General features: G+C 69.7%; 21 protein-coding genes and 1 pseudogene. 10 read left to right on the top strand and 12 right to left on the bottom strand.

The window, feature by feature from the left end:
• Positions 1-265: 265 nt before the first annotated feature.
• The 5 genes from AC0IY0_RS11110 to AC0IY0_RS11130 form a co-directional block, all read right to left on the bottom strand.
• The gene (locus AC0IY0_RS11110; RefSeq protein WP_056096979.1) at positions 266-3514 is read right to left on the bottom strand and encodes an efflux RND transporter permease subunit; all 3249 of its coding nucleotides are present in this window, start codon (positions 3512-3514) and stop codon (positions 266-268) included.
• A gap of 11 nt (positions 3515-3525) precedes the next feature.
• Positions 3526-4926 carry an efflux RND transporter periplasmic adaptor subunit gene (locus tag AC0IY0_RS11115; RefSeq protein WP_471763789.1) on the bottom strand — a complete coding sequence of 467 codons (1401 nt, stop codon included), beginning with the start codon at positions 4924-4926 and terminating at the stop codon, positions 3526-3528.
• Between the two features lie 138 nt (positions 4927-5064).
• Positions 5065-5427: a hypothetical protein gene (locus AC0IY0_RS11120; protein ID WP_245439034.1), complete on the bottom strand. Its 363-nt coding sequence runs from the start codon at positions 5425-5427 to the stop codon at positions 5065-5067.
• A gap of 65 nt (positions 5428-5492) precedes the next feature.
• Entirely contained in the window at positions 5493-5732 is a 240-nt protein-coding gene (locus tag AC0IY0_RS11125; RefSeq protein WP_471763790.1) for a hypothetical protein, read from the bottom strand.
• Positions 5733-5879: 147 nt separating this feature from the next.
• Entirely contained in the window at positions 5880-6302 is a 423-nt protein-coding gene (locus tag AC0IY0_RS11130; RefSeq protein WP_471763792.1) for a MerR family transcriptional regulator, read from the bottom strand.
• Positions 6303-6367: 65 nt separating this feature from the next.
• Between AC0IY0_RS11130 and AC0IY0_RS11135 the strand changes: the two genes are divergently transcribed.
• Complete coding sequence (locus AC0IY0_RS11135) at positions 6368-8506, top strand: heavy metal translocating P-type ATPase (RefSeq protein ID WP_471763793.1); 2139 nt, start codon at positions 6368-6370, stop codon at positions 8504-8506.
• Between the two features lie 417 nt (positions 8507-8923).
• On the opposite strand, the gene AC0IY0_RS11140 is transcribed toward AC0IY0_RS11135, so the two are convergent.
• Positions 8924-9262, bottom strand: coding sequence for a hypothetical protein (locus AC0IY0_RS11140; protein ID WP_156384035.1), 339 nt, complete (start codon positions 9260-9262; stop codon positions 8924-8926).
• Between the two features lie 480 nt (positions 9263-9742).
• Between AC0IY0_RS11140 and AC0IY0_RS11145 the strand changes: the two genes are divergently transcribed.
• The 6 genes from AC0IY0_RS11145 to AC0IY0_RS11170 all read left to right on the top strand — a co-directional run bounded on the left by AC0IY0_RS11145 (position 9743) and on the right by AC0IY0_RS11170 (position 13965).
• Positions 9743-11524 (top strand): hypothetical protein, encoded by a 1782-nt coding sequence (locus tag AC0IY0_RS11145; RefSeq protein WP_157085674.1) that lies wholly within the window; start codon positions 9743-9745, stop codon positions 11522-11524.
• 1 nt (position 11525) lies between these two features.
• On the top strand, positions 11526-12065 hold the full coding sequence (locus AC0IY0_RS11150; protein ID WP_056096942.1) for a hypothetical protein: 540 nt from the start codon (positions 11526-11528) through the stop codon (positions 12063-12065).
• Positions 12066-12192: 127 nt separating this feature from the next.
• Positions 12193-12570, top strand: coding sequence for a hypothetical protein (locus AC0IY0_RS11155; protein ID WP_056246680.1), 378 nt, complete (start codon positions 12193-12195; stop codon positions 12568-12570).
• Positions 12570-12836 carry a hypothetical protein gene (locus tag AC0IY0_RS11160; protein WP_056096937.1) on the top strand — a complete coding sequence of 89 codons (267 nt, stop codon included), beginning with the start codon at positions 12570-12572 and terminating at the stop codon, positions 12834-12836. The genes AC0IY0_RS11155 and AC0IY0_RS11160 overlap by 1 nt, the downstream gene beginning before the upstream one ends.
• 2 nt (positions 12837-12838) lie before the next feature.
• The gene (locus tag AC0IY0_RS11165; protein WP_056096935.1) at positions 12839-13108 is read left to right on the top strand and encodes a hypothetical protein; all 270 of its coding nucleotides are present in this window, start codon (positions 12839-12841) and stop codon (positions 13106-13108) included.
• 32 nt (positions 13109-13140) lie between these two features.
• Entirely contained in the window at positions 13141-13965 is an 825-nt protein-coding gene (locus AC0IY0_RS11170) for a glycoside hydrolase family 108 protein (RefSeq protein ID WP_444543512.1), read from the top strand.
• Here AC0IY0_RS11170 and AC0IY0_RS11175 read toward each other — a convergent pair.
• From AC0IY0_RS11175 to AC0IY0_RS11200, 6 genes and pseudogenes are all read right to left on the bottom strand, one after another.
• A pseudogene (locus tag AC0IY0_RS11175) lies at positions 13885-14100 on the bottom strand (hypothetical protein); the annotation flags it as partial. The gene AC0IY0_RS11170 and the pseudogene AC0IY0_RS11175 sit on opposite strands and share 81 nt — an antisense overlap.
• The gene (locus tag AC0IY0_RS11180; protein ID WP_156384033.1) at positions 14097-14429 is read right to left on the bottom strand and encodes a hypothetical protein; all 333 of its coding nucleotides are present in this window, start codon (positions 14427-14429) and stop codon (positions 14097-14099) included. The pseudogene AC0IY0_RS11175 and the gene AC0IY0_RS11180, both read right to left, overlap by 4 nt.
• Positions 14430-14442: 13 nt before the next feature.
• A complete protein-coding gene (locus AC0IY0_RS11185) occupies positions 14443-16068 on the bottom strand; it encodes an AAA family ATPase (protein WP_056096926.1) in 1626 nt (541 codons plus the stop codon).
• Between the two features lie 73 nt (positions 16069-16141).
• Entirely contained in the window at positions 16142-16681 is a 540-nt protein-coding gene (locus tag AC0IY0_RS11190; RefSeq protein ID WP_056096924.1) for a hypothetical protein, read from the bottom strand.
• A 71-nt stretch (positions 16682-16752) separates the two neighbouring features.
• The gene (locus AC0IY0_RS11195) at positions 16753-17028 is read right to left on the bottom strand and encodes a hypothetical protein (protein ID WP_056096921.1); all 276 of its coding nucleotides are present in this window, start codon (positions 17026-17028) and stop codon (positions 16753-16755) included.
• A gap of 105 nt (positions 17029-17133) precedes the next feature.
• Positions 17134-17478 (bottom strand): hypothetical protein, encoded by a 345-nt coding sequence (locus AC0IY0_RS11200; protein ID WP_056096918.1) that lies wholly within the window; start codon positions 17476-17478, stop codon positions 17134-17136.
• 963 nt (positions 17479-18441) lie between these two features.
• On the opposite strand from AC0IY0_RS11200, the gene AC0IY0_RS11205 reads away from it, so the two are divergent.
• The 3 genes from AC0IY0_RS11205 to AC0IY0_RS11215 are packed head-to-tail and all read left to right on the top strand — an operon-like array spanning position 18442 to position 19629.
• A complete protein-coding gene (locus AC0IY0_RS11205; RefSeq protein WP_056096912.1) occupies positions 18442-18672 on the top strand; it encodes a hypothetical protein in 231 nt (76 codons plus the stop codon).
• Positions 18665-18982, top strand: coding sequence for a hypothetical protein (locus tag AC0IY0_RS11210; RefSeq protein ID WP_056096909.1), 318 nt, complete (start codon positions 18665-18667; stop codon positions 18980-18982). The genes AC0IY0_RS11205 and AC0IY0_RS11210 overlap by 8 nt, the downstream gene beginning before the upstream one ends.
• Positions 18979-19629, top strand: coding sequence for an ACT domain-containing protein (locus AC0IY0_RS11215; protein ID WP_056096907.1), 651 nt, complete (start codon positions 18979-18981; stop codon positions 19627-19629). The genes AC0IY0_RS11210 and AC0IY0_RS11215 overlap by 4 nt, the downstream gene beginning before the upstream one ends.
• Positions 19630-19634 lie beyond the last annotated feature (5 nt).

Here is a 19634-nt window from a genome sequence, read left to right on the forward strand (position 1 = left end):
ACGCCGACCCTTCGGACTGGTCGGGCCTTCATGAGGCGAGGGAACGCCCTGTCCCTCCTCGCAGTGGACGGCTTCGTCCTCCAGCGGATTACGCGGCTTGGACGTGGTCGCCGGCGTGATCGGCATGCGCCTGACCTGGAGAGGTTGGTGGTCGTGCACCATGCATCCGCTACGAGCCGCGTCGGGAGTTCCGACGAGGGAGATGGCGGAGGCCAGGACGAGGGTGGCGACGTTCATGTCACGTCTCCGGAAGATGCGAGGGGGCTCATTCGGCGGGAACCGCGACCGCGTGACCGGTTGCGTCCGACTTGGCGGATTTCGCAGGGAGGACGTCCCCGGCGAAGCGGGCGTAGAGCGCCGGCAGGATGACCAGCGTCAGCAGGGTTGCCGAGATGAGGCCGCCGATCACCACGGTTGCCAGGGGCCGTTGGATCTCGGCCCCGGTCTCGGTGGCCAGCGCCATCGGCACGAAGCCGAGCGACGCCACGAGCGCGGTCATCGCCACCGGCCGGAGCCGGGTCATCGCCCCTTCGAGGATGGCCTCGCGGCGGGGTTTCCCTTCGGCGATCAGCTGCTTGATGTAGGTCAGCATCACCAGGCCGTTGAGCACCGCCACCCCGGACAGGGCGATGAACCCGACCGCCGCGGGCACCGAGAACGGCATCCCCCGCAGCCACAGGGCGGCGATGCCGCCGGTCAGGGCCAGAGGAACCGCGCTGAACACCAGCAACGCGTCCTTGGCCGAGTTCAGGGCTGAGAACAGCAGCAGGAAGATCAGGAAGAAGCACACCGGGACGACGACCATCAGGCGCTGCCGGGCCGAGGCCAGGTTCTCGAACTGCCCGCCCCAGGTCACGTAGTACCCGGCCGGAAGCTGCACCCCGGACGCGACCTTGGCCTGGGCCTCGGCCACGAGCGAGCCGATGTCGCGGCCGCGCACGTTGGCGGTCACCACGACCCGACGGCGGCCGTTCTCGCGCGAGATCTGGTTCGGGCCCTCGGTGACCGAGAAGCTTGCGACCTGCTTCAGGAGTACCGACGACGCCCGCCCGTTGACGCCAGGGGGCAGCGGCACGGGGATGTTCTCCAGGGCCTCGCGGTCCTCGCGGACCTTGTCGTTCAGGCGCACGACGATGGGGAAGCGGCGATCGCCCTCGAACACCATGCCGGCCTCCCGGCCGCCGATGGCCGCGCCGATGACGTCCTGGATCGCGGAGGTGCTCAGGCCGAGGCGCGCCGCCTCCGTCTTGTTGATCTTGATCTCCAGGAAAGGCAGGCCCGCCGTCTGCTCGACCTTGACGTCGTCGGCCCCCTCGGTCCCGCGCAGGATCGTGGCGACCTGGTTGGCCGCCTTGAGCATCGGTTCGAACTCCTCGCCGAACACCTTCACGGCGAGGTCGCCGCGGGTGCCGGCCAGGAGCTCGTTGAAGCGAAGCTGGATCGGCTGCGAGAACTCGTAGACGTTGCCGGCGAGTGCCCCGACCGCCTTCTCGATCTCCTCCTGAAGGTCTGCCTTGGAAAGGCTCGGGTCGGGCCACTCCTCCTGCGGCTTCAGGATGACGAAGGTGTCGGACGAGCTCGGCGGCATCGGGTCGGAAGCGACCTCCGCGGTGCCGGTCTTCGAGAAGACGTAGGCGACCTGGGGGAAGCGGCTGATCGCCTGCTCGACCTTCAGCTGCATCGCCTGCGACTGGGTCAGGGAGGTCGACGGGATGCGCTGCGCGTTGAGCGCGATGCTCTTCTCGTCGAGTTGGGGGATGAACTCCTGACCGAGCTTGGTGAACAGGAACCCGGCCCCGACGAGCAGCACCAGGGCGACCGCGACGAAGGTCATCGGAATCCTGAGCGCCGCGCCGAGGACCGGGCGGTAGGCGGCCTTGATCCCGCGGATGAGGACGTTGTCCTTCTCCGTGACCTTGCCGGTGATGACGATGGCGATCATCGCGGGCACGAAGGTCAGCGACAGCACGAAGGCCGAGACCAGCGCGATAATGACGGTGAGCGCCATCGGCTCGAACATCTTGCCCTCGACCCCGGTGAAGGTGAGGAGCGGCACGTAGACGAGGATGATGATGGCCTGCCCGTAGAGGGACGGCTTGATCATCTCCTCGGCCGAGGCGCGCACGGTGACCAGGCGCTCCTCCAGGTCGAGCTTGCGCCCGAGCTCGGTCTGGCGCTCGGCGAGATGGCGCAGGGCGTTCTCGGTGATGATGACCGCGCCGTCGACGATGAGGCCGAAGTCGAGGGCGCCGAGGCTCATCAGGTTCGCGCTGATGCGGCCCTGGACCATGCCGGTCATGGTCATCAGCATCGCCACCGGGATGACGAGCGCGGTGACGATGGCCGCCCGGATGTTGCCGAGCAGCAGGAACAGGATGACGATGACGAGGGCGGCGCCCTCGGCCAGGTTCTTGGCCACGGTCCTGATGGTGGCCTCGACCAGCACCGTGCGGTTGAGGACGGTCTGCACCTCGACGCCCGGGGGTAGCGAGCGGCGGATCTCGGTCATCTTGTTGTCGACTGTGGCCGCCACCGTGCGGCTGTTCTCGCCGATCAGCATCAGGGCGGTGCCGATGACGACCTCGCGCCCGTCCTCGCTGCCCGACCCGGTGCGCAGGTCGCGCCCGATCCGCACCTCGGAAATGTCGGAGATGCGGACCGGCACGCCGCCACGCGTGGTGACGACGACGTTGCCGATGTCCTCCATGGTCTCCAGGCGGCCGGCGGCACGGACGACGTAGCCCTCGCCGTTGTCCTCCAGGTAGCGGGCGCCCTGGTTGGCGTTGTTGGCCTCCAGCGCCCGTCCGATGTCGGCGAAGGACAGGTCGAGGGCGGTGAGCTTCATCGGGTCCGGCTGGACGTGGTACTGCTTGTCAAAGCCGCCGATGCTGTCGACGCCGGCGACCCCCGGCACGGTCTTCACCTGGGGTCGGATGATCCAATCCTGGACCGTGCGCAGGTAGGCGGTGCGTTCGAGCTCGGTCGTGAGCCGCTGGCCCTCGGGAGTCAGGTAGCTCCCGTCCGATTGCCATCCGGCCTTGCCGTCCGGGGAGACCTTGCGATCCTTCGGTTGGGCGTAGTGGATCGACCACATGTAGATCTCGCCCAGGCCCGTCGAGATCGGGCCCATGTGCGGCTCGGCCCCCGGCGGCAGGGTCGACTTCGCCTCGCCGATGCGCTCGGCAACCTGCTGGCGGGCAAAATAGATGTCCAACTTTTCGGAAAAGACCGCCGTGACCTGGGAGAAGCCGTTACGCGAGAGCGAGCGCGTGTATTCCAGGCCCTTGATCCCGGCGAGCGCGGTCTCGACCGGGTAGGTGACCTGCTTCTCGATATCGACCGGGGAGAGCGACGGCGCCGTGGTGTTGATCTGCACCTGGTTGTTGGTGATGTCCGGCACCGCGTCGATGGGGAGCTTGGTCAGCGAGAACACGCCGAAGCCCGCCGCGAGCAGCGACAGGAGCACCACGAGCCAGCGCTGGTGGACGGAGAAGTCGAGGATCTTGGAGATCATGATGGCCGCCCTCAGTGCGCGTGGTCGGCTTCGGCCTTGCCGAGCTCGGCCTTCAGGACGAAGGAGTTGGCCACCGCGACCTCGTCCCCGGGCTTGAGGCCGGACAGGATCTCGAAGGCGTCGTCGTCGGCCTTGCCGATGGTCACGTCCCGGCGCTCGAAGCCCTCCTGGGTGCGTACGAAAGCCACCTTCTCTCCGCCGATGGTCTGGATCGCGGACTTCGGCAACCGGACCCCGACCTTGTCCTGGGCGATCTCGACCTCGGTGGTCACGAAGGTGCCGGGCCGCCAGGCCATGTCCTTGTTCGGCAGGGAGACGATGACCCGGGCCGAGCGGGTCTCCGGGTTGAGGATCGGGCTGACGAACACGACCTTGCCCTCGGCGCGGGAGGCGTCGTCGCCGCCGACGATGGTCACCTTGGCGCCCTCGCGGACCTTCGACAGCTCGGTGGTCGGGACGGAAAGCTCGATCCACACCGAGGACAGGTCGGCGACGGTGTAGACGTCGGCCGGATCGCCTTCCTTGCCGACGGCGGTGCCGACGTCGACCTTGCGCTCGACCACCCGACCGGCCAGCGGCGACCGCAGTTCGTAGCGGCGCAGGCTCGACAGGTTCGGGGTGGTCTCGTCCTTCTTGGCGGAGGTGGCGACCTCGGCCGCGTTCAGCCCCAGGGCCGACAGCTTCTGCCGGGCGAGGTCGACGCGCAGGGTCGCCTCCGAGTAGGCGGCCTTGGCGTTCAGGAATGCCGACTCGGCCGAGATACGCTTGTCCCAGAGGGCCTGCTGGCGGTCGAAGTTCGTCTTCTCCAGGTCCGCCTTCACCGTCGCGGTGAGGAAGTCGCTCTTCGCCTCGGCGACCTCGCGGCTGTCGAGGACGGCGACGACCTCGCCCTTGGCCACCGCCTCGCCGAGGCGTTTGCGCATTTCGGACACGGTGCCGATCACCCGCACGGGCACCCGGGCGATCCGGTCGGCGTCCTGGGTGATGGTGCCCGGCACCAGCAGGTGGCGCGAGAGGATGCCGCCCTCGACCGTCGCCAGCTTGATGTCCTGCTCGGCGGCCTGCTCGGCCGTCATCTTGATCTTGCCCTCGCCCTCCTCGTCGTGGCCGTGCGCCTCGCCCTCGGCGTGTTTGTGGCCTCCGGCCTCCGGCTTGGCCTCGCCATCCGAATGCTTGTGCTCCCCGGCAGGCTTGGGCTCGCCCTCGGCATGCTCGTGGCCGTGCTCGCCGTGGCCGTCGTCGGCCTTCGGAGACGCAGGGGTGGTCATCGCCGCGTTGGTGGGCGGCGCCTTGGGGGCGGTCGACAGGCCGGCGGCGGCCAGCGCGCCCTGCACGGTCTCGGACACGCGGGGGAAGGCACCGCCGATGGCGATGCCGATGGCCAGGAAAGCCACGGACAGGAATGCACGCATGGGAGAAAGGCCGTTCGCCTGGGACCGGGTCCACCCCTCGGGCGGGGTCGCCGATCCTGTTCAAGTCACGCTCGATGAGGAGGCCGGTATCCGTCGGGATGTCCGGTCGGCATCGGCCACGGTCGTGGCGATGCGGCCTCAGGCGCGAGGGGGCCTGGGGAGGCGGTCGGGCGAGACGGAAGCGAGGGGGGAGGCCACGGTGGCGTAGGACGGGCGGCCGGTCACGCGCGAGGGCAGGACGGACGTTTCGTCGACGCTCAGGGCCTGATGGCAGCCGCAGTTCGCGTGGCAGGCCGGGCAGGCATGGGACGCTTCGGAGGCGGCGTTTCCATCCGGTGCCGAGAGCGCGAGCTCGTGGCTGGCGGGACGGTGGGCCTCGGCGGAATGGACGGTGCCGGGAACGACGAGCGCCAGAACCAGGACGAGCGATAGCACGCGGACTGCGGTCGCCCACCAGCCGCGCATCGTCTCGTAGGCCCTGATCCGGGGTCCCGTGGTCATGGTCGCCTTATGAACGATTCAGGGCCACCCGTACATGCCGGGTGGCCCGCGACGAGGTCCGAGCCTCAATAGTCGTCGTGATGGTGGTGGTGATGGTGGTCGCGGCGCTCGTAGTAGACCGGCCGCTCCTCGTAGTGGCGACGATGGCGATGCACGACGATGTCGTCGTGGTCACCATGGTGGTAGCGGTCGACATGGACGTCGCGGCCGCGCCGGTCGAAGTCGCCGCCGTAATACTGCGCCGACGCCGCGGCCGGGGCGAGGATCAGGGTCGCGGCGAGAAGGGCTGAAATTCGGGCGCGCATGGCTCGTTCCTCGGAAGATGATGCCGCCAGGATCGTCCCGGTGAGTTGAACGCCACCTGAAGTCGCCGTTCACGCATCCGGCGGAAGAGCTCGGGGTGCAGTCGTTCCAGGTCTGACCTCCCTTGGTGATGAACGGAAACGCCTCGATCAGTGGCGTTCGCTCATGCACTCGCCATGGTCTGCCAGCACCTCGATGATGCGGCACTCCCGGACGTCGCCGCCCGAGCACTGCTCGACCATGGCCTGCATCTCCTGCCGGAGGCCGGTCAGCCGCGCGATCCGGTCGTCGATGTCGGCGAGATGTTTTCGGGCGATGGCGTCCGCCTCCCCGCAGGGCCGGTCGGGATGGCCGGCGAGGTCGAGCAGGGCGCGGATGTCCTCGATCTCGAAGCCGAGCTCGCGGGCGTGCCGGATGAAACGCAGCGTCCGAACGTCGGCCTCGCCGTAAGTGCGCCGGTTGCCTTCCGTTCTCTCCGGCTTCGGCAGGAGTCCCCGCTCCTCGTAGAACCGGATCGTGGGGACCTTCACCGCGGCGCGCCGCGACAATTCCCCGATGGCGATGGGCTTCATGCCGCTTGCTCCTCTAGTCGCTGGAGGAAGTAGGGTCTTCCCGAGAGATGCGGAAGGCACCCGGCATGAGCGACGCAACGACCCTGGACCGAACCGAGAGCCCCCCGACGCGCCTGCGCGTGTCCGGGATGGACTGCGCCTCGTGCGCCGCCAAGGTCGAGAACGCCGTTCGGCGGTTGCCGGGCATCGAGGAGATCCAGGTCTCGGTGGCGACCGAGACGCTGACGGTGCGGCATGGACCCGCCACCGACGCCCGGGCCATCGCGGCGACGGTCCGCAGCCTGGGCTACGGCGCGGACGACACTTCCGCCGACGCGGTGTCGGATGCCGAACGACCTGAGCCGGTCTGGTGGCAGTCTCCGAAGGCGCTGCTGGCGTTCGCCTGCGCGGCGGCCCTGGTGCTGGCTTACGCGGTCGGCCAAGCCGCGCCGGCGATGGAGCGCTGGGCCTTTTTGGCGGCGATGGCGGTCGGACTGGTGCCGATTGCACGACGTGCCGTCGCGGCCGCCCGGCACGGGACGCCGTTCTCCATCGAGACCCTGATGTCCGTAGCCGCCATCGGCGCGACCGCCATCGGGGCGACCGAGGAAGCGGCCACGGTCGTCTTCCTGTTCCTGGTTGGCGAGGTGCTGGAAGGGGTGGCCGCAGGCCGGGCCAGGGCGAGCATCCGCGGCCTCACCGGCCTGGTGCCGGACACGGCCCTGCTGGAGGGCGACGGATCGACGGAGCGGGTGCCCGCGGCGAGCCTGCGGGTCGGGGCGACCGTCCTGGTGAGGCCGGGTGACCGGGTCCCGGCGGACGGGACCGTCCTCGACGGGGAGAGCGCGGTGGACGAGGCGCCGGTCACCGGCGAGAGCGTGCCGCGGCGCAAGGCACCGGGCGATGCGGTGTTCGCCGGGACCGTGAACGGGGACGGCGCGCTTCGGGTGCGGGTGACCGCGGCGGCGCGGGACAACACCATCGCCCGGGTCGTGCGGCTGGTGGAGGATGCCCAGGAGGCGAAGGCCCCGACCGAGCGCCTGATCGACCGATTCTCACGGGTCTACACACCGGCCGTGGTCGCGGTGGCCACGCTCGTCGCGATCCTGCCGCCGCTGCTGTTCGGGTGCTCGTGGAACGAGTGGGTCTACAAGGGGCTCGCCATCCTGCTGATCGGCTGCCCCTGCGCCCTGGTCATCTCGACGCCCGCCGCTATCGCGGCCGGGCTCTCGGCCGGCGCCCGCCGGGGCCTGCTCATCAAGGGCGGCGCCGTCCTGGAGCGGCTGGCCGCCGTTACCATGGTGGCCTTCGACAAGACCGGCACCCTGACCGAGGGCAAGCCCGTGGTCACCGACGTCCTAGCGTTCGGCCGGTCCGAACGGGAGGTCCTCTCCTTGGCTGCCGCGCTTGAGGCAGGCTCCTCGCATCCGCTCGCCAAGGCGGTGCTTGCCAAGGCCGCGGAAGCCGGCGCACCGATGCCTCCGGCATTCGGGTCGAAGGCGCTCGGCGGCAAGGGGATCACCGGCAATGTCGGCGGCCTCGACCTGTTCCTCGGATCGCCGCGGGAGGCGGCAGCGCGCGTGACCCTCGAGGCGGAGCAGGAGGCGCGGATCTCCACCCTGCAGGGCGAGGGTAAAACGGTCGCCGCCCTGCTGGCGAACGGGGCGTTGGCCGGGCTGTTGGGCATGCGCGACGAGCCCCGGTCCGACGCCAAGGCCGGGATCGACCGCCTCGCGGCGGAGGGCATCGGGTCGCTCATGCTGACCGGGGACAACGCCCGCACGGCCCAGGCGGTGGCGGGGATGCTCGGCATCGAGGCACGGGCGGGACTGCTGCCCGAGGACAAGCAGCGGATCGTACTTGAGCTCCAGGCCGCCGGGGCCGTCGTGGCGAAGGTCGGGGACGGCATCAACGACGCCCCGGCGCTCGCGGCCGCAGACGTCGGCATCGCGATGGGTGGCGGCACCGACGTCGCGCTGGAGACAGCCGATGCAGCGGTGCTACACGGGCGCGTCGCCGACGTGGCGCGGATGGTGGAACTGTCCCGCAGGACGCTGGCGAACATCCGCACGAACATCGGTGTGGCACTCGGCCTGAAGGCGGTGTTCCTTGTCACGACCATCGCCGGCATCACCGGCCTATGGCCGGCCATCCTCGCCGATACGGGGGCGACGGTCCTGGTAACGGCCAACGCCCTGAGGCTGCTGGGGGTCAGGCTGCGCTAGGACCGGTTGTCCCTGACCTTGCCGGGTGGCTGATCGGCCACTTGGATGGGGATGGCGCGGCGATGCGGCCCATTCCGAACGTACGCGCCACCCGGAGCCCGTCCGTTCTTGACGCGTCCCTGGTTCCTGGATCGTGCCGGGGCGATGTTACGGGTGGCGGATGACTCCCGCGTCGTGATGCAGGTCCGACTTGGTGCCGGGACGCGACCCGCCGTTCGACCATGATGCGAGGGACCCGTCGGGGGTGCCCTCCCAAGTGCGGGAGGAGTCCCCGGGGCATCCACCTAGGATCCACATCCCGGACGTTAAAGTCGAAGCTCAGTCCGGACACGGGGGCGCTCCTGGGTGGTCGGGCCCTTCGCCGTTTGTGGTGGCGCCCGATCACACCAGCCTAACAGACGCCGTCGATTCGTTCAGTCAGGCGTGGTGCTTGGGGGCAGGTGAGAGCTCCTGCAGCCTGTCGAAGACCCTCTTCTTGGCCTCCTTGAAGCGCTCCCTGCCACCGAGCTCGTAGGCGGCCCGGCCTACGACGAAGGCGATGTCCACCCGCTCGTTCCTGGCCATGAGACGGTGCTCGGGGGTGATGTAGGCGTCGACGTCCGCGAGCATGGCCTTCACGATTGCCGCATCGGTCTCGGCGGTCTCGCGCTGGGTCTCGCGCCAGCGTCGGGCGCGGTCGGCGGCATCGCGACGGACGCGGGCGGACCGGGCGGCGGGGTGCTCCTCGGGGAGCGCGGAGGCGGTTGCGGTGCTCATGACGGTAGAGTGCCAGGCCGTCCAGAAAGCCACCATGGGGGATCGCGCACGGTGTGAAGGACGGTCGATCCGGTCCTTCCGGTGGCGTTCCGATCACGCACGTTCCGTTACGGGGTATGGGGCCTTGGCTACGCCAATGTCGGGAAGCGGAAAAAAGATCTGGACCGTTCCCGCGTCAGTTCTCCTCGTCGGACGGCCACCACCGCCAGGGAAGGCCACCAGGGCATCGTGCCTGGCAGGATGTGTCCTTACCCACGCCACCCCCGACTGACCGCCACAGCCTACCTCCCTGTGCCTCACCGGCGGCCGATACCCCCTCGTCCCCGCGATTTTCCGATCCCCTTCCGCAAGTATTGCCCCGCGTAACGGAAGGTCAGGCCCCCGATTGACCTTATCCTCGGCGTACGTATCCTCGTCATGTTGATCCCGGCCTGAGTTGCGGACGTGCTGCCCCGCGACAGGCCCCAGTAGAGGACCGTCGTGACAACCTCCCTCATCTCCCCGACCGCCACGCGTTGGCCCCAGGCTGCTTCCCTGGTCCGTCCAGCCCCCGCCTACTGCTCCGAGCTCCGCCCCCTCGACTACGCCCGTCTCGTCCACCCCAAAGGCGGTGTCGGGTCCGCGATGTTCGGCGACCGCGTCCCTCCCAGGAAGCCCAGGAAGGACGGCAGCACCGAGCCGCGATGGTCCGACCTGCGGTACTCCTCCCACGCCCTCGCGAGCCGCGACGTCGATCTGCAGGGCCGGCGCTTCATGTCGTTCGCATCGTACCCGTACTCCAAGCCGGGCGAGCCCCGCGTCGCCAAGGACGCGATCAACATCGTGTCCCTCGGCGCCTCGTGGCTCGACCTCGACTACTACAACAAGCCGGACTGGAAGGACGTCCCCCCGCGCAAGGTCCTGGAAGCCGTCCGCAACATCTGCGAGGACCGCGGCTGGCCGTCGCCGTCCTACGCCACGTTCTCGGGGCGCGGGATTTTGGTGGTCTGGCTCTACACCGCCTCCCAGCCGGCCCAGCGTGTCATGGCCCGCCACCGTGCCTTGCAGCAGATCCTCCACGAGGAGTTCCTGCCGTTCGGGTCCGACTACACGGCCAAGGCTGCGACGAAGCAGTTTCGGATGCCGGGCACCTACAACGAAAAGAGCGGCCTCCCGGTGGTGGTGATCTTTCCCGACCTGACCGCCGAGATCGCCCGGATCGACTTCGACGAGCTCTGCCGCGTGGTCCTGCCGTTCCAGCGCCAGACCAAGGCCCAGCGGGAGGCCGCCAAGGCCGAGGCGAAGGCCAAGCGGACCGCCGCCCAACTCGCCAACCGGACCCCGCGGGAAGGCCACCACGGCGCCAAGCTGACCGGCTCGTCGTACTGGGACACCATCGCCGCGGACCTCGACCGGCTGTATGCCCTCCGGCACGGCAAGGCCGGCATCAAGGACACCGCGGCCCGCGAGGACACGGGAGCCGGCCGCAACTCCTGGCTTGTCGCCTTCGTCTACGTGGCCTCGTGGCGCCTCCCGGCCTCCGACCTCGACGCGTACGTCATCGAGACCGCCGACCGCCTCGGGCTCGACCACGCCTCCGCCAAGTCGAAGGCTTGCTCCATCGTCGGCAGGGCGAAGGAATCCGCCCGGGGCGTCCGCCGGACGTACCGCGGATTCACGGTCGACCCCCGCTACAAGCCGTCCCCCGCCCACCTCCGGGACCTGCTGGTCATCACCCCGAGGGAGATGCGCCGGGCCGACCTGCGCATCCTGATCGACCAGGCGCGCCGGTCCGAGAACGCCGTCTCGCGCGTCGTCGCCTCTCGCCGGGCCGCGGGCGTCAGGGACCGCTCGGTCCAACAGCAGCACCGCCTCGAAGTCGGGCAGCAGGCCGTCGAGTTCCTCGCCGAGGGCCTGACCGTGAAGGCGGTGGCCGAGCTCTACGGTGTCTCGCCGCGGTGGCTGGACAACGCCCTCCGGGACGCCCGCGCCGTCGCCGGCATCACCACCGCCAAGGCCGAGCCGGTGGTGGCTCCCGTGGTCACCGTCGACGACGTCGGCGACACCCTCGACCTGCCCGTCGGCACCCCCGCCGTGATCGCGCACGAAGTGTTACGGGATATCAGAGAGACCGCGCGCGAGGCTGTTGTCGCAGGCCGCCGTACGCAGTATGTTCCTCGGGTCACGACGAAGGGCAGCACTCTTCTAGGACAGACGCCCGCTGCGCGCCCCACGGCCCGGCGGGCGTCGACGTGTCCGGCCTCCGAGATGGAGGTGGCGTGACATGAAGTGGCGCCTCACACCCGAAGAGCAGCAACTTCAGGACACCTTGCGGGCCGCCGCGGCGAGGCTGCACGCCGTCTGGTACCGCTACCCGGTCGGCGACAAGGAAGCGGCCCGCCGGGCCGAGCGCGAGCCGGTGGGCCGACGTCGGTACGTGGGTGGCGGGATCTGGCACAGCATTTCGGGAGCGGCCCCGATCCCCGTGCCCCCGCGCCACGACGTCGGCCAAGCCCTGCTTCGCGAGGTGCTTCAGGCGTGGCGGACGCCGGCATGGTCGGACATCTCCGTCTGGGACGACTCGCGCCGTGGGCCGATCCGACGACTCCTCAAGGCCGCCGGCCTCGCCCTGCAGGACCCGGACGAGGATGGGGTCGAGCGCGCCGACCTCCTCGTCCGGGTGGCCATCTCGGCGATCCGCTCCCAGTCAGAAAATCCTGACGGGCGCATCGAGCGGTTGGCGGCCCTGCCCAAGGGCGTCTGGCGCGTCGACCTGTCGGGCCTCATGGGCCTGCGCGAAGACCCGCCCGTCAGAAAAGTCTGACACCTGCAAGAACGGCTTGGCCCATCCTTGTCAGCGCCGGGAAAATGACCGGCTAAGCGACGTCAAAATCGCTTAGCCCCCTGATTACCCTTGTCGAATCCAGGTGCGAGGCATTCCATCCTTTTCGATGGAACCAAACCTCGCCCCGCGCGTTTCGGACGCCCCCAACTCGACGCTGGTCCATGCGTCCGGAGCCAGCCGGCAGTGCCGCGGCTCCTACCGGGTCTCGCCCCAAGGGGCGGCGCTCAACTCCTCCCTGATGAAGGGCCTCGCCGCGGTCATCAAGGACCGCCGGCTGACGGCCCCCCAGCTTCGGGTGTTGCTCGGGCAGCTCGAGAGCCGGGACAGCGACCTCCGCGACGAGCTCGCGGCGATCCGGTCCCACGACGGCGACCGCATCACCTGGAAGCGCCTGCTGGTGTTCTGCGACGCCATGAAGGTCGAGGCCGGCGAGCTCATCGCCTCAGTCTACCTCGCCCGCACCGCCGGCCCGAGGGTCCACTGATGGGCACCCGGCTCGACTTCTCCATGGTCCGCATCCTCGGCGAGGATTGCCGGGCCGTCGACGGCGGGCACGAGCTCGCGCTGACCGCCTACGTGGCCCAGGTCGACGGCGACCGTCTCGTCGAGCACGCCGCGGTCGCCCGGGTCACCGAGACCTTCGCCGGCTGGGACCCCCAGGACTACCAGCGCGCCAACCTGAAGCTCCACCGGGCCCTGGCTGCCCGCGTCGCCGAGCTCGCCCTCGCCGCCCGCCGGGAAGAGGGCTGACCATGTCCCGCAGGCGCAACCCCATCGCCATGGCCGCCGGCCTCGCCGCGGTCGCCGCCGCCATGGCCCTCGTCATCCGCGAGGCTCAGCCCTCGTCGCCGCCGGCACCACCACCGCCCCCCCGGAAGCGCCGGTCGAAGCGCATCCCCCGCGAGGTCGTCATCGAGGGCCTGATCGGGACCTACCCCGGCCTGTCCGTCGAGGACGCCGCGCGGATCGCGACGGCGTGGCCGGGCAACTTCATCGACGCACCCGCAAGGAGAGACCAGTGAGCGCCGACCGCTATCAGGACGCGATCACCCGCGTGCTCGTCCACGAGGGGGGCTACGTCAACGACCCGCGCGATCCGGGCGGCGCCACCATGAAGGGTGTCACCCAGCGCACGTTCGACGGCTACCTCAAGCGGAACGGCAAGCCGTCCCGCCCGGTCCGCTCGATCACCCAGGCCGAGCTCGGGGCCGTCTACCGCCGCCAGTATTGGGATGCCGTGAAGGGCGACGAGCTCCCCGAGGGGATCGACTACGTCCTGTTCGACGGCGCCGTGAACTCGGGCCCGGGCCAGTCCATCAAGTGGCTGCAGCGCGCCCTCGGCGTCCGCGTCGACGGTGTGATCGGCGAGGCGACCGTCCAAGCCGCGGAAGCCTACCCCGACCACGACGCCCTGGTCGCCGCGATCCTGGAGCGGCGCCTCGCGTTCCTCAAGTCGCTCCGGACCTGGAAGGCGTTCGGCAAGGGCTGGGGCCGCCGCGTCGTCGAGGTCCGCCAGATCGGGCAGGCGTGGGCCTCCGGTTCGGTCGGGCCCCAGCCGACCTACTTCGCCGGCATGGAGCGCCGCGGCCTCCTGTCCGACGCCAAGGGCGCGCCGTCCCCGGCCATCGCCGACGCGCTCACCGGTGGTGGAATCGTCGGCACGGTCGTCGACCAGACCGTCTCGGCGCTGACCCCGCTCCAGGATGCCCTGCCGTCCATCGGCAAGGTCGAGCGACGCCTCGCGGATCGGCCAGTCATCGATCATGAAGGACGGCCCGGCGAAGGGGTCGAACGAGACCCTCATCGAGGACGCCTGCAGGGGCGCGTCGATCAAGCGGCCGCGGGCCCACGCCATCACGGCGCGCTGTCCCTTGCGTAGCGCCCGCTGCCGGGCGGCCTCGCTGACGACGAACGTCACGTCGTAGAGGGCGACTGCGTGCACGTGCGCGACGACGATCCCGGATTCCCGCACACTCCAGACCCGGCGAACTCTGTTGCGGTAGACGTCTGTCACTGCTGCCTCCTCTGGACGGCGTCGCGGATTGCCTGGCAGGGCATCAGCCGCCCGGGCGCCGCGAGGACGGCTCTGAGGGCTAGGTCGACGAGGAGCCCCTGCACGGGCCCGGGGCGCCGGCCGGGAACGGGGGCAAACGAGAAGCTCACCGCCTCGGCCTCGGCCGCGAGAGCCGCTGCCCGGTCGAGGGGAAGCTGCCCCGCCTGCCACGCCCGCTCGGCCTCGGAGACCCGGGCGGCGAGACCGCGGGACACGAGGCGGCAAGTCCGGCCGGCCTGCCAGCCGGACTTGATGCGCCTGCGGGAGGCGGCGAAATCAAACGTCGTCATGATCACCCCTCCCTCAGTTCCGCGTCGCCAGGTGCTCGCGCGAGGCGAGTACGGTTTCGATCAGCCGGCGCAGGACGCGGACGGACCCGCCGGGCCAGTTCTCCGCCAGGACGCCGGCTTCCTCCTCGTCGAGGTCCGGGAGCCACGTCGCATCGAGGCCGCGCTCGCGGCGAACGTCGGCAAGGATGCCCTTCGTCAGCGAAGGCAGCGACGCCGCCGTCCGGGGGCCCAGCGTCAGGACGCGGAACCGGGACAGCAGGGCCGGATCGAGGCCGGCGACGCTGTTCGCCGTGGCGAGCCAGCTCACCGCCGAGAGGTCGGTCGGGCACTCCAGGAAGGGATCCTGGTACCGCCTCGACGTCTCCGCCTCCGTGAGGGCCAGGACGCCGTCGACGAGCCTGCCGTTGTCCGCCCTGGTCCCCGCGCGGGAGAGCTCATCGAGGACGACGAGCACGCTCGCCGCGCCGGCCTGCTTGATCGCCTGCAGGGGCACCGTCGCCCGGCCGGTGCTCCACTGGCGGGACGTCCCGATCAGGCTGGAATCCGCGACGCCCCCGCACGAGTAGACCGTCACGGCCAGCCCCAGGATCTCGCCCAACCGCCGCGTCAGGCGCGACTTGCCCGTGCCCGGGGGGCCGAGCAGGAGGGTCGGTGGCAGGTGCACGAAGCTCCGCCCGGCCAGCGGGACGAGGATCGCGTCGATGACCGCGGCGTCGTCCGGGAACTCGGACACGAGCACCCGCCGCGCCTCGGCCAGGTCGGGGACGACGGCCAGCGGCAACGCCTTTCCGGCGAGGGGCGCCCACTCCGTCCGGGCAGTGCTGCCCGTGCTCCTACCGGCGCGCGCGCCGTTCTCGGCGCTGCCGGGCAGGTGCTCGACGGACGCCAAGACGACCAGGCTCGGCCCTGCGGCACGCTCCCGATCCGCCTTCTCGCGGGCCGCCTTCGCCCGGGCCTCGGCGGCCCACGACGGCTCGGGCTCTTCATCCTCGGGCGCGGCCGCCCGGGTTGCATCGTGGATCGTGGCGTCCCCGGATTGCAGGGCGCTCGCCAAGGCGCCAAGGCCGGGATTCCCCGGACGCCAGGCGTACCGCACGTCCGCCGACAGCCCGACCAACGCCGAGGCGTACTTGTGCCCCTCCTGGCCGTGCTCGACCAACCAGGCAGCCCTCTCCCGGCAGTAATCTCGGCCGGCGCGGTCGCCACACTCGGCGAGGCAGCCGGCCGCCGCTCCGGCAAGCTGCTCCAACTCGACGCGAAGGACGACTGCATCGTCGAGGTCCTCGGGGTCGAGGTCGAGCCGCTCGTCGAGCTCCTGCAACCTGCGCTCGCACGTCTCCAGGAGGGCGAGGAGGCGGACGTAGCCCGTGTGGGCGCGCCTGGGATCAGTCCAGCCCTTGTCGCGGACGTCCTCGGCTGTGCTCCACGCGGCCTGCCAAAGCCCCAGCACGCCGTCATCGTCGCCGAAGCGCAGCAAGTCGCGGCGCCGCGGCCGGTCCCGCGGGCAGCGGACGGTCAGGAGGAGTTCCAACAGCCGGAACGGCGAGTCGTGTCGGAAGGGAGGAGGCAGGGTGCCGTTCAGGACGGCGTCGAGCGTCACAGCGGACGCGGCCTCGCGCGAGGTGCGATTGTTCTGCATGTTCGGTTTCCTTCGACCAAGAGCTCGGGTGAAAACCGCAAGCTCACGTGAGTTTGACTATAGGAGGAAGGTGTTACTGATCTCCTTCCTGGGTCTTCAAAAAACGGAAATGTTCACGCTCGGCGCGGGCATGATCTATTTCCGCATAGGCTTTCTCCATCTCGACGCGGGCCATCCCGCCGAGATACGCACGCTCCCGCATGCTGGGGCCCTGGTCGACGCCCTTTCCTTTGGAGTAAGGCCCCCGGTCGCAGAGCTCGGCCGAGGCCAGCAGCATGTACCCAAACGCCCTTGGGCAACTGGACGTCGCGGCCCGACCGAGGAGCGTGTAGACCCACGCCGCCACGCCGAAGCGTTCGATCCTGTCGCGGGTCACCGTGCGCCGGTTTAGGCCCGTCACCCGCCCCAAATCGGTGCTCCACTCGTTGCCGAAAATGACCACGGCGGCCTCCTCGACGGCATCGGACAGGTCGCGTCCGATCTCATCGAACGGAACGGCCTCGCCGTCGATGTGCGGGGTCTTGTCGACGAAGGAGAGGACCTGCCCGTCGATTGTGCCGACGGGGACGCCAACGTCGGCCTTGGCTCCGGGGTGGAGGATGATGCGCGCCATGGGGGGAGGCCCTCGAATCAATAGGGCGGCCCCTTCTGGACCGCCCTTGGACAACGTGGATGGGTGGGGTTTTAGGCGCGGTTCTTGTTGAAATGCGCCACAGCTTCGAACAGGCGCTTCTTCGAGTAAGCCGCGTACTGCTGCGCCTGCTCCAGCGACAGCTGCGAGGTCGCGAGCGCGAGCTCCTCCTTCCCCTTCTCAAGCTTCCACACGACCCGGATCGCATGGGGGAAGAGCTTGCTCGCGGGGACTTGGACGAGGCTCTCGACGTACCGGGCGTACTCCCAGGCAGTCCTGAAGAGGACGGGGCGGTCGTAGCGCTTCTGCTTGTTGGATTCCGTTGTCATTACTTCCCTCCAGGGAGTCTCTAAGCGGCGGAGTAGATCTCACCGCGGGGCGGCCGGTCGGCGCTCCCCGATCCCCCAGCACGCCGGGGGAGAAGGGAGGGCCGCTCAGGCGGCTAGGGGCTGGGTGTGCCGGACCTCTTCCGCCAGGGCGGTGGCGAGGGCGGCCTGGAGGACCTGCTGCTGCTCCTGCAGTTTGAGCCAGATCTGGGCCAAGGCGAACCCGTTCTTGCTGCGCCCGGTGAGGATGATCTCGCGGATGTCGGCGAGGGCCTCATCAGTGCGGGCGAGGTTCGCGCGGATGCCCTCGATGCTCGTGGGGATCGGATCGGGGCGGCGCTGGAGGTACCGATCCTCGAACGTCCACACGAACAGCACGGGCCACACGAGGACGCGCCACGCGAAGCGGAGGATGATGGACAGACGGATTCTGGCAGTGGACTTGAGCTTCATTTCTGGTCGGCCTCTAGAGATGAGGAGTTCGAAAGCTGGGCGGGCATCGGCCACACCGCACTGGGAAGAATACGGACGGCGGGATCGCCGTCAAGCTGCGAGGTGCACTATCCACAACGAGAAAGGGCCCCCGGTGAAGGGAGCCCTGCTCGTAGTCCGCACCCCAGATGGAGTGAACCGTGGTCGAATGACCAGCGGGGGTCTTCGTAGGGTCTGTCCTCCCTAGACTGGGAGGGATCGTGAACCAGAGGCTAAGAAAGTCGCGTTGGTTGGTTTGCCCGACAACGTGCCGGCTGACCTCAAGATAGCCAGCCCGCCGCCCCCGTCAATCGCCTCGTGCCGCCTCGGTTAACGCCGGGCTGGATCATCGCCTGGTCGCTGCGGAGACTTCTCGAAGGATCGATTCGAGGGGACCCCAGTGGGCACAGGTTGGCACGTACCGGAGCAAGGCGGCCCGCCCGGGATCGAGCCCGGCTTCTACGCCGAGGATCAGGCGGCCCTCGACGCGCTGCTGGCCGATCCGACGACCGAGCACGCCTTGGTCGCCCCGGGCGCGCCGTCGCCGCTCGTCCACGGGCAGCGCGCCCGCGTGGCGACGCCCGAGCAGGCTGAGGTCCTCCGGGCGCACGAATCGCGGCCTGCGCCCGCCGGCATCCATCCTGCCCGTACGATCCCGTTCAACGACCTGATCAGGGGTCTGGAGCGCGCTCGGTCCGCCGGCCTCGTCAGTCGGAAGACCTGTCAGGACACGGGGCTGATCCTCTACTGCTACACGCAGCGCTGCGTGTACGACCACGGCTGGGATGCCTTCACGCTGCTGGCCCGCGGGCTGATCATCGACCCATTCCGTGGCGCCGTGGTTGCGACGCCCTTCCCGAAATTCTTCAATCAGGCCGACGAACAACCTGCTCGACGGCTACGGCTCGTCCGCCGCCCTCGGCCGCGTGATGGAGGCCGCCTGATATGGCCGACCTGTCGATCTTCAAGCCGGACCTCAAGGGCCTGCTCTCCCTCGAAAAGCGCGAGCTCGCCCGCCGCGTCCTGGAGCTCCACGACGAGCTCGTCCGGGAGCGCGCCCGGCGGGAGGAGGCGGAAGCTCAGATCCGCGTGCCCTCATGGGAGAGGGGCTTCGTCAAGGACACCGGCCGCGCCCGGGACGCCGACCTGCCGGCCGTGGGGTCCTTCCATGGCTGAGAAGCACACCACAACGTCCGGCATCATCATCGGAAGCGCGACCTGGGAGGCGTTCGTCGTCGGCCCCATGGCGCGCGATGCCCTCGGCGCCATCGGTCATCGGTCCGACGTGGAGGCGATCCGCATCGAGGCGGCGGGCGGCGAGTACACGCTCAATCGGGAGCCAGTCTCCAAGTCCGACGCGGACCTCGTCTTCAACGCCTGGCGCTGCGACCCGAAGCGGTTCTCCGAGGACGCGAGCGAGAAGCTGATCGAGCACATGCGCAGGGCCATCACGGTCAGGCGGTTGCTGGGAGGGACGGCGGCATGACCGAGGCTTGGGCTGGGCGCACCTTCCGCAACGCGGCGCCCCTGACGCTGCGAGGGGACAACCCCGTCGACGGCTACTCCGCGGAGGACCTGCGTGGGCATGGGTGGGCGCCGGGCGGGTACATGGGCACCTGCCAGGACTGTGTGGAAGTCCACGTCGGTGGCGACAAGCGGTGCCGGCGATGCCGGGCGTGCGCGATCAAGGCCCTGGAGGCTTCCCGCAACCGTCCGAGATGGCAGAGCGGGCACAAGGGGATCCCGACCGACCGTCCGGTGTGGGCGTACTTCTACTGGAGCGGCAGCAGCGAAGACGAGGACATCATGCTGCTGCACGGCATCTCGGACGAGGGCGGTGAGGTGTTCACCGTCCAGCACGAGAGGGTCCGCGACTGGGACCGGTACGGCCACGTCATCTGCTGGATCGACGTCGAGGAGCGCCCGGCGCTCTCCGTCGAGGCGGTCGACGCCATCGTGGCTGCCTTGGCCGACCAGCGGAGCATCCACTGGTCCTGCGCCGACCACATCGTCGAAGACTGGCTGCACCAGACGGCCCTGCAGGCGGTCGTCGACGGGCACCGGGACGCCACGCGAATCGCGGCGGCCGCGCTCAAGAGCCGCGAGCTCGACTTCTCCCGGTACTACGGCTGAGGGCG

This window comes from Methylobacterium sp. AC315 (genome assembly GCF_979253755.1).